Annotated in this window: 11 protein-coding genes; 6 read left to right on the top strand and 5 right to left on the bottom strand. The window is 43.4% G+C overall.

Annotated elements, in window-relative coordinates; all coding sequences use genetic code 11:
- Nucleotides 1–94 precede the first annotated feature (94 nt).
- Both IGI41_RS12790 and IGI41_RS12785 read left to right on the top strand, forming a co-directional pair.
- Nucleotides 95–970: a YitT family protein gene (locus IGI41_RS12790; RefSeq protein WP_430610154.1), complete on the top strand. Its 876-nt coding sequence runs from the start codon at nucleotides 95–97 to the stop codon at nucleotides 968–970.
- 206 nt (nucleotides 971–1176) lie between these two features.
- Entirely contained in the window at nucleotides 1177–3069 is a 1893-nt protein-coding gene (locus IGI41_RS12785; RefSeq protein WP_430610153.1) for an acyltransferase family protein, read from the top strand.
- Between the two features lie 91 nt (nucleotides 3070–3160).
- Here the strand turns inward: IGI41_RS12785 and dhaL are convergent, their stop codons facing one another.
- The 4 genes from dhaL to IGI41_RS12765 all read right to left on the bottom strand — a co-directional run bounded on the left by dhaL (nucleotide 3161) and on the right by IGI41_RS12765 (nucleotide 7703).
- Entirely contained in the window at nucleotides 3161–3760 is a 600-nt protein-coding gene (gene dhaL, locus IGI41_RS12780; protein ID WP_430610152.1) for a dihydroxyacetone kinase subunit DhaL, read from the bottom strand.
- 13 nt (nucleotides 3761–3773) lie between these two features.
- Nucleotides 3774–4757, bottom strand: coding sequence for a dihydroxyacetone kinase subunit DhaK (gene dhaK / locus IGI41_RS12775; RefSeq protein ID WP_430610151.1), 984 nt, complete (start codon nucleotides 4755–4757; stop codon nucleotides 3774–3776).
- A complete protein-coding gene (gene dhaM / locus IGI41_RS12770) occupies nucleotides 4754–5158 on the bottom strand; it encodes a dihydroxyacetone kinase phosphoryl donor subunit DhaM (RefSeq protein ID WP_311950925.1) in 405 nt (134 codons plus the stop codon). Before dhaM ends, dhaK begins: the two co-directional genes overlap by 4 nt.
- A gap of 220 nt (nucleotides 5159–5378) precedes the next feature.
- Entirely contained in the window at nucleotides 5379–7703 is a 2325-nt protein-coding gene (locus tag IGI41_RS12765; RefSeq protein ID WP_430612850.1) for an HAD-IC family P-type ATPase, read from the bottom strand.
- Between the two features lie 240 nt (nucleotides 7704–7943).
- Here IGI41_RS12765 and queG point away from each other — a divergent pair, with 240 nt between their 5' ends.
- Nucleotides 7944–9110: a tRNA epoxyqueuosine(34) reductase QueG gene (gene queG, locus IGI41_RS12760; protein WP_430610150.1), complete on the top strand. Its 1167-nt coding sequence runs from the start codon at nucleotides 7944–7946 to the stop codon at nucleotides 9108–9110.
- A gap of 48 nt (nucleotides 9111–9158) precedes the next feature.
- On the opposite strand, the gene IGI41_RS12755 is transcribed toward queG, so the two are convergent.
- Nucleotides 9159–9515 carry a hypothetical protein gene (locus IGI41_RS12755; protein WP_430610149.1) on the bottom strand — a complete coding sequence of 119 codons (357 nt, stop codon included), beginning with the start codon at nucleotides 9513–9515 and terminating at the stop codon, nucleotides 9159–9161.
- 166 nt (nucleotides 9516–9681) lie between these two features.
- Between IGI41_RS12755 and IGI41_RS12750 the strand changes: the two genes are divergently transcribed.
- The 3 genes from IGI41_RS12750 (at nucleotide 9682) to scrK (ending at nucleotide 12114) form a co-directional block, all read left to right on the top strand.
- Nucleotides 9682–10557: an SPFH domain-containing protein gene (locus tag IGI41_RS12750; RefSeq protein WP_430610148.1), complete on the top strand. Its 876-nt coding sequence runs from the start codon at nucleotides 9682–9684 to the stop codon at nucleotides 10555–10557.
- Between the two features lie 3 nt (nucleotides 10558–10560).
- Nucleotides 10561–11055, top strand: coding sequence for an LURP-one-related/scramblase family protein (locus IGI41_RS12745; RefSeq protein ID WP_430610147.1), 495 nt, complete (start codon nucleotides 10561–10563; stop codon nucleotides 11053–11055).
- A gap of 186 nt (nucleotides 11056–11241) precedes the next feature.
- Complete coding sequence (scrK, locus tag IGI41_RS12740; RefSeq protein ID WP_430612847.1) at nucleotides 11242–12114, top strand: fructokinase ScrK; 873 nt, start codon at nucleotides 11242–11244, stop codon at nucleotides 12112–12114.
- The last annotated feature ends 27 nt before the right edge of the window (nucleotides 12115–12141 follow it).

Raw genomic sequence — 12141 nt, 5'->3', positions numbered from 1 at the left:
TGAGAATTTATCAATTTCTTTCATTGTTCATTTCTTTTTTTACTCTCTGACGTATAATATAAGCAAAATCATAAAAGCGAGGCTGCAAAATGCAATGAAATCCCTATTTAAATGGCTCCCACACCCAGATTATGCGAGTAAACTATCTTTTTCCGTCGTCTATGCGCTATTGGCATCGATTGCTGTTAACTTTTTTTATCAGCCAGGACATATTTATTCCAGCGGAATCACTGGGGTTGCCCAAATCATTACCACATTATCGAAAGATTGGTTAGGTTTTTATATCCCAGTTTCGCTGGCGTTGCTTTTGCTGAATATTCCATTGTTTTTTATTGGCTGGTTCAAAATCGGCCATAAGTTTACGATCTTTACTGGAATCACGGTCTTATTGACATCATTGTTCGTTCAAGTGCTGCCGGAAGAAACTGTTACGACTGATCCAATGATCTGTGGGATCTTTGGTGGGGCAATCAGCGGCGTTGGGATTGGCTATGCCTTAAAAAATGGGTTGTCTTCTGGCGGTATAGATTTTATCAGTATTGCGATCCGCAAACGGACCGGCCGAACGATTGGGTCGATTTCGATAGTCTTTAATATCGTGATCATGTTTGCTGCCGGTATTTTATTTGGTTGGCAATACGCGTTATATAGCGCAATTGCGATTTTTGTGAGTGGCAAAGTGACCGATGCAGTCTTTACGAAACAAAAGAAAATGCAAGTCACGATCATTACCAGAAACCCTGAAGAGGTTATTCAAACGATCCAACGACACATGCGTCGTGGCATCACGATCATCAATGAAGCAGAAGGTGCTTATAAGCATGACAAACAAACCGTTTTGCTGACTGTTGTGACCCGTTTTGAGTTGCCAATGTTGCGTAGTGCGATGAAAGAATCAGATCCGAAAGCCTTTGTGAGTATCGCTGATAATGTGCAAATCTTAGGTCGTTTTTATGAGGAAGAATTATAAATTGAAAATCCCCCAAAAAAGTATTTCCTTGTTGAAATGCTTTTTTTTATACAAAAATTAATTTTTTTAGAAATATAATGAAAGATGCTAGCTTTAGTACAGGTATTTCTGGTAAATTATGAGAGAATGACAAAAGAAAGATTATTTTTAACGTCGTTTTTTTACTAGAAAAACAAATGGATCAATTTGAGAAAAGTGGTTGGATAATGAGCAAAAGATTAAGCACAAGCCGTTATATCACGGGGTTCGATGGGATTCGAACATTAGCCGTAATCGGCGTTATTTTATATCATTTATTACCTACCCAGATGCGGGGCGGGTATTTAGGCGTACCAGTATTTTTTGTTGTGTCAGGTTATTTGATCACCGACTTGCTCAGGCAAGAATGGGATCAAAACGGAAAAATAAAGGTGATGGATTTCTATGTCAGGCGTATGAAGCGCCTCTATCCAGGGATGGTAGTGATGTTGGTGCTGGCCGCTGCATATATCACCTTGTTCCAGCGCAACTTATTGAACAATTTGCGGGGAGTAGTTGTCAGCTCCTTGTTATATTACAACAATTGGTGGCAAATCAATCATGGCCTATCGTATTTTGATCGGTTCGGCAATGAGTCGCCCTTCACACATTTATGGTCATTAGCAGTAGAGGGACAGAATTATTTGATCTGGCCGCTGATTTTTATTCTATTGATGAAAATTGGCAAAAAACGCAGCCGCGTATTTAATGTCGTGGCGGGGATCACGGTCCTTTCAGGTATTTTGTTTGCCGTTTTGTATACACCAGGTGCGGACCCGACTAGGGTGTATTATGGGACAGATACCCGATTGTTTTCAGTCTGGATGGGAAGTGCGCTGGCCTTTATTTGGCCGACGACCCATTTGAAAAAAAATATTCCTGTGAAAGCCAAACGGATTCTTGATCTGTCGGGTGTTGTTTCTTTGATTGGTCTGATTGCTGCATTTTTCTTGTTAGATGATCATTTGACCTTCGTTTATTATGGCGGGATGTTTATGATCAGTCTTCTTGCAACGGTTCTTGTGGCTGTTACTGCCCATCCTGGGGCTAGCCTGAATCGATTGCTGACCAATCCATTGTTTAGTTATATCGGTAAACGTAGCTACGGTATTTATTTGTATCAGTTTCCTGTAATGATATTTTACGAAGCAAAGGTCGGGAATATTGGTGAGAATGTCTTGCTGCATACGCTGATCGAGTTGTTTTTGATTTTGCTATTCAGTGAGCTGTCCTATCGATTTATTGAAAATCCCTTGCGCAAATTCCGCTACAAAAACACGATACCCACAGTTAGAGGATGGTTCACTAAGCCTATCTTCAGTTGGAAAAAACCATGGGTTGTTCCTGGAACCGTGGTTGCCTTGGTTGCTTTGGTGGGGATCATCTCAGCACCAACAAACTATGTCGACGCCCAACAGCAGCAATTGAAAGACACGATTGCTGCCAACAAGAAAGCCGCAGAGGAAACCCAGAAAAACGCCAATGGTGAGGCATCAGAAAGCAGTACGGACAGCAGCACGGATAGTAGTGATTCTTCTGCTGCAACTGAAGCTGAACAAGATGTTATGACGAAGTACGATTTGTCGGAGTCGCAAGTCAAAAAGGCTGAATCATTAGAAATCACTGCATTTGGCGATTCAGTGATGCTGGATGCTACTTCTGATCTTCAGGAATTATTCCCTCAAGCCATTGTGGATGGGGACGTTGGCCGGCAGCTATATGCAAGTCCTGATCTAATCAAATCGTTGAAAGATCAAGGCTTGTTGCGAGATACGGTCTTGGTTGGACTCGGCACAAATGGCTCATTTACTGAAGCACAATTTGATAGCTTTATGAGTGAAATCGGCGACCGAAATGTTTACTGGATCAATGTTCGGGTACCGACACAACGTTGGCAAAATGAAGTCAATCGGATGCTGGAAAAAATGGCCGAGAAGTATGACAATATGACGTTGATCGATTGGTATGATCTCAGCAATAGCCAAGAGTCTTGGTTTTATGAAGACCGTGTCCATCCAAATCCTGATGGCATGGTGGAGTATGTGAAGCTGGTTGCTCAAACGATTTTAGCAGAAGATTAAACAAACACCCAAGCAACAGATGTACAGCTGATAGCTGTTATCAAGGTTGCTTGGGTGTTTTGTTTAGTATGAGGGAAATCTATTTAGCGCATTATTCAATCACAGTGAGCAATGTGTCAAAAAGCAATGCGCTAGAAGCTGCACCGGGGTCGATATGACCGATTGCCCGTTCACCTAGATAAGAAGCCCGGCCTTTTTTTGCTACGAGATCGCTCGTATGGTCTTTGGCTGCCTCGATATCTTCTTTTGTGAGGGCACCTTTTTGCAATGCATCTGCGACTGGCTGCCAGACATCGACCATCGTTTTGTCTTCAAATTCTGCTTTGCCTCGTTGTTTGATCCCCGCGAGTCCTTGTCCGATGATGTCGCCCAATTGTTCATAAGATGTGATTGCTTCTAGTTCTTTGGTGGCCTTCGTCATATTCATAAAGGCAGAGCCATATAGAGGACCAGAGGCACCACCAACTTTTGAGATCATGGCCATTGAAAAGACTTTGAACGTATCGCTGATGGTCTGTGGCGCTTGCTTCTGAAATGCTTCTTGATAAGCCGCCACACCGCGAGCCATATTGTTGCCATGATCACCATCGCCGATGGGGGTATCTAAATCGCTTAAATAAGCTTTGTTCTCTTCAATCGCTGTTGTAAATGCATTGAACCAGTTTTGGATCGATTCAGTTGTCAGATTCATTTGATTTCACTCCTTACCATGCAATAGTTGTTACTGGGGCAGTCAATGCCGCTGTATAATCGGTTTCTGTGAAGTCGATCACTGTTAAAGACAATCCCTGCATATCGATCGAAGTCATGTAGTTGCCGACTTTATGGAAGCTGACAGTGATATTTTTTTCAGCCAGTAATGTTTCGACATCGTTGGCAAATACGAAGAGTTCCATTAAGGGGGTACCCCCCATGCCATTGATCAATACACCGATCTTTTTGGGGGTCTGTGCATAATCAGCCAATATTTTCTCCAACAATTCTTTCGCTAAAGCTTTTGATGGTTGTAATTTTTCGCGACGATAGCCTGGTTCTCCGTGGATACCTACACCATATTCGATTTCATCTTCCCCCAAATCAAAACCAGGTTTACCCACTTCTGGAACAGTTGCTGCTTTTAGGGCAACCCCAATCGTCTTGATTTTGGCAACGACGGCTTCACCCAGTGTTTTTAATTCAGGCAACGAGGTTCCATTGCGGGCTGCATCTCCAAGAATTTTGTGGACTAGGACGGTACCTGCAACCCCGCGTTTGCCAGCTGTATAGGTGCTGTTTTCAACTGCAATATCATCGTCAACGACAACGATTTCGGTTTGGATATCTTCCATATCTGCCATATCTTTGGCCATTTCAAAGTTTAAAATATCGCCAGTATAGTTCTTAACGATCAGTAAGACACCCTGGCCTTGATCGGCTGCTTGGATGCCGCTCAATATTTGATCGGGCGTAGGAGAGGTAAATACATCACCGAGAACCGCTGCGCTGAGCATACCGTCGCCAACAAAACCAGCATGGGCAGGTTCATGTCCGCTGCCACCGCCAGAAACGAGCCCTACCTGTGTTTTCTCCTCATTTTTAGCCAGCACCCGTGTATCTTCGACTTGATGGATCAAATCGGGATAACTAGATGCTAAACCTGCCAACATTTCCTCTACGATCATACTAGGGTCATTGATTATTTTTTTCATGCTTCGTGCCATCCTTTCTCGGCTGCTTTTTTTGCTTCAGCAGTAATTTGTGCCAAATCGTCACTAAAACCGGCTGTGATTGCTGCGGCAAAGGCCCCTTCTACTAATGGTGCATCGATCAAATGATACCGTGTTTGCTGCGCTGGCTCTAACATGTCATAAGCCAGTTCAGCATTCAACACTGCGCTGCCCAAATCGGCAAAAACAAGAATCATAGCCGTTTCGTCTGTCTCATTGACTGCGTCTACGATTTTTGTAGCATCAGAACCAAGATCGCCTTCTTGCGTACCACCGAGAGAATAGAGAGTGACTGTCTTTGTATCTGCCATGTCTTCAATCATCAATTTTAAGCCATCAGTAAGTTGTTGACTGTGAGAAACGAGTAAAATACTTTTTTTCATTCAAAATCACCAATGCTTTCTGAGTAAATTTGCAGCGCAGTTCAGTTCATATAGTGCCGATCAAGACAAATACTATACGGTTGCTGTAACCGTCTACAAAACTAGTATAACAAATTTCGAAAATCTTGCATGGATTTCATCTGGCCCACGCTGATCAGACATCATGCAAAGAGCAAAAAACGTCTCCGCAAGGATGCGGAAACGTTCGGTCTTGCAAGCTTTATACTTTCGCTAAACGGGCAGCCGACCATTTTTTGGTCAATAATGAGACACCTGCAAATAAAATGATGTTGATGATCATCAATCCGATAAAGTAAGGCAATGTTACGGCTGTTAAAAAGCTGACTTCCAGTAAATGATGGAAGAGCATGGCGGCAATATAGATGCCAAAGGTTGTCGAAACCGCTAAGAATAGACGCAAAGGGTTCAGAGGTAGACAAGCGCGGATCACTGCCAAGCAGCTAATCCCTATCAATAAATAGTAGAGTAATGTGGTGCTAGCTAATTCGTTCCAGCCATAATCTGTTTGCAAAAAGCGCACAGCAAAATAGTTGATAAGGACCAAAAGCGCATTTGGCAAGGCATGTAACAATGACGTGGACAAATAGCGCCCGTGAATGCGTTGTTTGTTTTCTTCGAAGGATAAAAAGAAAGAGGGATACCCTTCGATCGCCAGATCAATCAAAGTGATTTGAATCGGCAAGAAAGGAAAGGCACTCGACGTCAGAATACAAATCAACGACAAGAGAAAACTATAAATCGTTTTGATAAAGAAGATGCCTGAAGCTTTGGTCACATTATTGACGACCCGACGGCCTTCGAACAAAACATCTGGTAATGTGGTGAAATCTGAATCCAGTAAGACAAAATTCGCGATTTGACGTGCGGCACTATCACCAGCCGCCATGGCAATACTGACATCTGCTTCTCGCAAGGCCAAAACATCATTGACTCCATCCCCAGTCATCGCAACAGTGCAGTCGGCGGCTTTTAATTCTTCTACCAGCAATTTCTTCTGTTCTGGTGTGACCCGGCCGAAAACGGTATAGCGTAATGCAGCAGAACGGACGTCTGATTCGGTTGACAATGTCGATAAATCAATGGCTTTTTCTGCATCAGGTACGCCGGCGCGTTGCGCAATTGCCGATACAGCGGTTGGATTATCGCCAGAGATGACCTTCAGATCAATGCCTTCTTCGGTCAGATAAGCCAATGTTTCTTGTGCATTTTGACGGATGATATCCGATAAAACGATCACGGCTACCGCCTGAGCATTTGATGGATCAAAGTCCGCTTCTGCCAATTGGGTAGTCGGTGATTGCGCGAGGATCAGAACCCGAAGACCGGCAACTTGTGCAGCATTCACTTGCGGTAAATCAGCAGATCCAGCGATTTTTTCTGGTGCCCCTAAGTACAACGTGCCAAGGGAGTCAAAGGAAATGGCGCCCCATTTGCGCTCAGACGAAAAGGCGATGACTGTTGCAGGTGTTTCTCTTGTCAAGACAGGGATCTCTGCCCGCAAGGCTTGCATGGTTAAGTTATTATCGGCACTTGCTGCTAAATATTGGCTGAGCAACATGCGAGGATCAATATGATCTTGTAATGGCAGCACGTCTTGTAATTGCATTTTGCCTTCAGTCAAGGTGCCTGTTTTGTCTAAACAAAGCGTATCGACGTGGGCCAATGTTTCGATGGCATGCATTTCTTGGACCAAAATCCTTTTTTTCGCGAGTTTGATGACCCCAGTGGTCAAGGCAATACTGATCAAAAGAACGAGCCCTTTTGGCAACATGCCTAATAACGCTGCTGCAGAAACGATCACTGAAGACTGAATCCCTGTATCACGTAAAAAATAAGCTTGTAAAAATAGAACGACACCGAGGGGGACGATCACATAACTTGTAAACTTCGAGACCCGGCGAATGGAGGAGACCAATTCTGATCGTAGAGGTTTGTGGACCTTGGCTTCATTGCTTAATTTGGCTGCATAATTATCGGCCCCTACATGGATGACCTCGGCAGTGACTTCACCACTCACAATAAAACTGCCGGATAACAAGCTATCGCCGGCATGTTTGACCACAAGATCAGCTTCACCTGTCAGCATCGATTCATTGACCTCCACTCCACCAGATTGAATCGTCAAGTCGGCGGGAATTTGATCACCAGCACCAAGTACCACCCAATCGCCCAGCACTAAATCTTTAGATGTATGGGTACTGATCTGACCATCTCGCCACACCCGCAAGGTTTGTGGTGCGACGAGAGATAGCTTTTTGACCAAATTGCGGGCGTGTACTTCTTGACTGATCCCAATGATGATATTGACCAAGATGATCACCAAATAAAACATATTTGAGTAAGCTCCGACGGCAAATAAAAAGACCCCGATCAATAGATTCAGACAATTGAATAATGTGAATAAATTGTCTTTGATGATGGCTGCTGTTGTTTTGCTGGCAGTTGTTTCATAATCATTATGCAAACCAGCTTGTATTTTCTTGGCTGCTTCTGCAGAAGTCAGCCCAATCGATGTTTGCTCCATAGTGTTCTCCATTTCTTTTTTCTTTCATTAGTTTAGCATGACGTCTTCTGCCTGTAACAAATGATAACGATATCAAACAAAACTTAATTGAAATCTTAAAATTTTGCTATAAATATCACTGAGGGTCAGTGATTGCAGACGGGGTCATCGACAATCTTTATTCCCTCTCGTATAATAGGAAAGTAAAAAAATATTCTTTAAACTGACGGCTGTCTGGTTCGCCATCGAAAGAGGAGTACTATGTTTTTAAAAGAAAAAATCATCGCTGAAAGCAAGCGTCTAGGTATCGATAAAATCGGTTTTGCCTCTGCAGAGCCCTTCACTCATTTGGAAGAATCGTTGAAAGAACAAAAAGCCAAAGGCCATACCTCGGGCTTTGAGCACCCAGTGATCGAAGAACGAATCTATCCAGAACGGACCTTCGAAAATCCGCAAACGATCATTGCGATCGCACTGGCTTATCCAACCAAAATCAAAGAAAAAGTACCTCGAGATGAAAAACGCGGCATGTTTGCTCGCGCCTCGTGGGGAATCGATTACCATGATATATTAAGAGATCGTTTAGACAAGTTGATCAGCTTTATCAAAACCCAAGCTGCATCTATGGAAGAAGGTACCCAGTGGCGTTTTGCACCGCAAGTTGATACAGGTGAATTGGTAGATGTGGCTGCTGCACAACGGGCTGGTTTAGGCTTTATTGGACGCAATGGTTTGCTGATCACTGAGGAGTTTGGTTCCTTTGTATACTTAGGAGAAATCGTCACCAATATCGCATTGGCGCCAGATGAGGAAGTTCCGTTTGGCTGCGGAGAATGTACCCGCTGCATTACTGCGTGCCCGACGAAAGCCTTGTTGGGGGATGGCAGAATGAATGCCCAACGTTGTCTGTCTTATCAAACCCAAACGAAAGGCATGATGCCTGAAGAGTACCGCAAGAAAATGCACAATGTTATCTATGGCTGTGATATTTGCCAATTGGTCTGTCCTTATAATCGCGGCAAAGATTTTCATTTTCATGAAGAGATGGAGCCTGAAGTTGACAGCGTCTATCCCAAATTGAAACCAATGCTGTCTATGTCTAATAAAGATTTCAAAGCCCAGTTTGGCCATTTGTCCGGTTCATGGCGCGGCAAAAAGCCGCTGCAACGCAACGCCATCATTGCTTTGGCCAACGTCGGCGATCGTAGTGCGTTGCCAGAAATCTGGCGCTGTGCGACTGAAGACGTGCGGCCGGTGATCCGCGGCACGGCTTATTGGGCAATCGGTCAATTAGGTGTGAAAGAACCAGCGCTATGGTTGGCTCGATTGCAAGAAGTAGAGCGGCTTGATCCAGAAGAAGAAGCCCGAAGAGAGCTAGGACCAGCTATTGCACGACTGCAAGCTGTTATCGATAAACAAAAGGCGTAATCAATTGCAGAACAAAAAAAGCGAACCCCTGAGGACTCGCTTTTTTTGTTAATCTAAAACATCATCGCTTTCAACGATTTCTTCTGCTTCCAACTCGAAGTCTGGTGCAGGATGGACCCGTTCTGGCAATTCCATCTCCAGTTCGCCTTCTTCGGTGTATTGGTTGTCAGTGTCTGCGACATCGATCAAGATGTCTTCAGGTAATTCTTGATCCAAACGGTAACCTTCTGCATGGCGGGTATCCAATAGTTCTAATAGATGCTGCCACTCATCTTTGGAAATGACGACTACATCGATGCCATCTTGATTTTGGATCTCGACAACAGAAGACAAATCAGTGCCGACGGTTTTGATAATGTTCTCTAAAGACCATTTTGTGTTTTCTAAATCAATTTTTTGTGTCATGATTCTTGCTCCTTTTCATTCTAAGATTGATGGATACTTTAATTGTAACGGGAAAACTGTCAAAATCAAAATAGGACGATCGGCGAAGCAAAAAATGCGTAAGAACATTTGCAGACATGTGCCAACAGCGGTAAGATGGAGGGAACAAGGGAAAGGGAGGAACAAAATGAAGGAAAAACAGACGTTTCATGTAAATGGGTATTTGGCATTGGTGGTCTTGATTGGGTTATTGATAGGCGGGGCGTATTTATTTTATGACGGTGCAGTCAATGAAAGAGCGGCTGAGATTATCATCGGTGTGATCTTGTGGATCATTTCTTTCTTATTCCTCAGCTCACTAACGATCGTCCAGCCGAATCAAGCCAAAGCCATTCTTTTCTTTGGTCAATATTTAGGCACCATCAAAGCCAATGGCTTATTTGTGACCACACCTTTAACGCAAAAGATCAATGTATCATTGAAAGTGCGCAACTTTAATAGTTCGTTATTAAAAGTCAATGACTCTGACGGCAATCCGATCGAGATATCAGCAGTTGTCGTATTCAAAGTCGTTGATACAGCCAAAGCATTGTTCGACGTGGATTACTACCAAAACTTTATTGAGATCCAAAGTGAAACTGCCATTCGACATATTGCTACCCAATATCCGTATGATACCTTCAACGATGATGATATCACTTTACGGGGCAATACCAATGAAGTGTCGGCAGAGTTGGCCAAAGAGCTGCAAGACAGATTAGCTGTCGCTGGTGTAGAAGTCATCGAAACCCGATTGAACCATTTGGCCTATGCGACAGAAATCGCCAGCGCGATGTTGCAACGACAACAAGCCAAAGCGATTCTTTCTGCCCGCCAAATTATTGTTGAAGGTGCCGTTTCAATGACACAAATGGCTTTAGAACAAATCGAAGATGGTCAAGATATCAATTTTACGGATGACCGCAAAGTCCAATTGATCAATAATTTATTGGTGTCGATCATCACCGATAAAGGCACGCAACCAGTGATCAATACGGGCGATGTCAAAGAAAAAGGGGTATAGCAGATGAAGAAACTATACATCAAGCAAAAAGTCTTCAGCATTGGTGAAAAATTTACGGTTATGGATGAACAGCAAAATCCCCGTTACTATGTAGAAGGCAGTTTTATGAAAATACCAAAACAGTTCAAAATTTTAGATGCGCAACGGCAACCTGTGGCGGCAATCACCAAGAAAGTTTTTAGTTTGCTGCCTAAGTTTTTTGTTGAAGTCCATGGCAAAGAGGCCATCGTCTTATCCAAACAACTGACTTTTTTTAAAGCAAAATATTCGATCGATGCAGAAGGCATCGATGTCGATGGTAATTGGTGGGATATGGATTTTGCCGTCAATCGGCATGGCAAACGCATCGCTGAGATCCACAAAAAATGGATTTCATGGGGAGATACTTATGAAGTGGTGATCTATGAAGAAGACTTAGATGATTTGATCATTTCATTGGTGATTGCCATCGATCGAGTGAAGGCCGATGACAATGCCGCAAGTTCAGCAAGTTCGTAAAGTTGTAAGATCCGTATCATGATACGGATCTTATTTTGTGGATTATCTGAAAAAAGAAAGAAATTGAAAACGGTTAGAAACTTTTTTTATCAAGGTTTGTTTCTTGAAGAAGATACGCGGATTGTCTAGTATTTTCCGCTGAATTTGTTTAAAATGAAGTATCAACGAAAGAAAGAAGTGGCGTACATGTTATATGGTTCGATCGAAGCCGGCGGCACGAAGTTTGTCTGCGGGATTGGCGATGAAGAAATGGCGATCAAGGAGCGAGTGAGTTTTCCCACCACTACACCGGAAGAAACGATGGCATTGGTGATCGATTTTTTCAAGCAATATCAAACACAGTTGGCGGGTATCGGTATTGGTTCTTTCGGACCGATCGATATTCATCATGAGTCGCCAACATATGGTCATATCACCTCAACACCTAAATTGGCTTGGCAAAATTTTGATTTTATCGGTACCATGAAAAAAGAATTTCCGATACCGATTTCATGGACAACGGATGTGAATGCGGCCGCCTATGGAGAATACGTATTTGGCAATGGCAAAGGCCGTAATAGCGTTGTCTACTATACGATTGGTACCGGTGTTGGCGGTGGTGCGTTGCAAGATGGACGTTTTGTTGAAGGTTTCAGCCATCCTGAGATGGGTCATGCCCTCGTCGTCCCTCATCCAGCAGATGATTTTGAAGGCAGCTGTCCATTTCATGGCAATTGTTTAGAAGGCATGGCTGCCGGCCCAGCAATTGAAAAGCGCTTAGGCAAAAAAGGACAAGATGTTGCTGAAGATGACCCTTATTGGGAAATTGAGGCCAGCTATATCGCACAATGTGCCTATAATACCACATTGATGCTTTCACCAGATGTGATCATTTTTGGCGGGGGTGTCATGAAACAACGACATATGTTAGATAATGTGCGACAAGCTTTTAAGAAATTAGTCAATGGCTATGTGGAAACACCAGCTTTAGATAAGTATATCGTAACTCCGGCATTGGAGGACAATGCGGGGACATTAGGCTGTCTAGCATTGGCAAGAGAAGCTGTTTTACACGCATAAGAAGGAGAAGACCATGTTGAATGCATG

The sequence above is a fragment of the Enterococcus sp. DIV0876 genome (genome assembly GCF_050529585.1).
In the GTDB taxonomy this organism is placed as follows: domain Bacteria; phylum Bacillota; class Bacilli; order Lactobacillales; family Enterococcaceae; genus Enterococcus_D.
Note: the sequence above shows the minus strand (reverse complement) of the source record. Positions and strands in the feature narration are given on the sequence as shown.

Bases quoted from the DNA above. Each gene is read 5' to 3' on its own strand.
- IGI41_RS12745 (WP_430610147.1), top strand. From the start codon at position 10,561: ATGAAGAAACTATACATCAAGCAAAAAGTCTTCAGCATTGGTGAAAAA.
- IGI41_RS12785 (WP_430610153.1), top strand. From the start codon at position 1,177: ATGAGCAAAAGATTAAGCACAAGCCGTTATATCACGGGGTTCGATGGG.
- IGI41_RS12765 (WP_430612850.1), bottom strand. From the start codon at position 7,703: ATGGAGCAAACATCGATTGGGCTGACTTCTGCAGAAGCAGCCAAGAAA.
- scrK (WP_430612847.1), top strand. From the start codon at position 11,242: ATGTTATATGGTTCGATCGAAGCCGGCGGCACGAAGTTTGTCTGCGGG.
- IGI41_RS12755 (WP_430610149.1), bottom strand. From the start codon at position 9,515: ATGACACAAAAAATTGATTTAGAAAACACAAAATGGTCTTTAGAGAAC.
- dhaL (WP_430610152.1), bottom strand. From the start codon at position 3,760: ATGAATCTGACAACTGAATCGATCCAAAACTGGTTCAATGCATTTACA.
- IGI41_RS12750 (WP_430610148.1), top strand. From the start codon at position 9,682: ATGAAGGAAAAACAGACGTTTCATGTAAATGGGTATTTGGCATTGGTG.
- dhaK (WP_430610151.1), bottom strand. From the start codon at position 4,757: ATGAAAAAAATAATCAATGACCCTAGTATGATCGTAGAGGAAATGTTG.
- queG (WP_430610150.1), top strand. From the start codon at position 7,944: ATGTTTTTAAAAGAAAAAATCATCGCTGAAAGCAAGCGTCTAGGTATC.
- IGI41_RS12790 (WP_430610154.1), top strand. From the start codon at position 95: ATGAAATCCCTATTTAAATGGCTCCCACACCCAGATTATGCGAGTAAA.
- dhaM (WP_311950925.1), bottom strand. From the start codon at position 5,158: ATGAAAAAAAGTATTTTACTCGTTTCTCACAGTCAACAACTTACTGAT.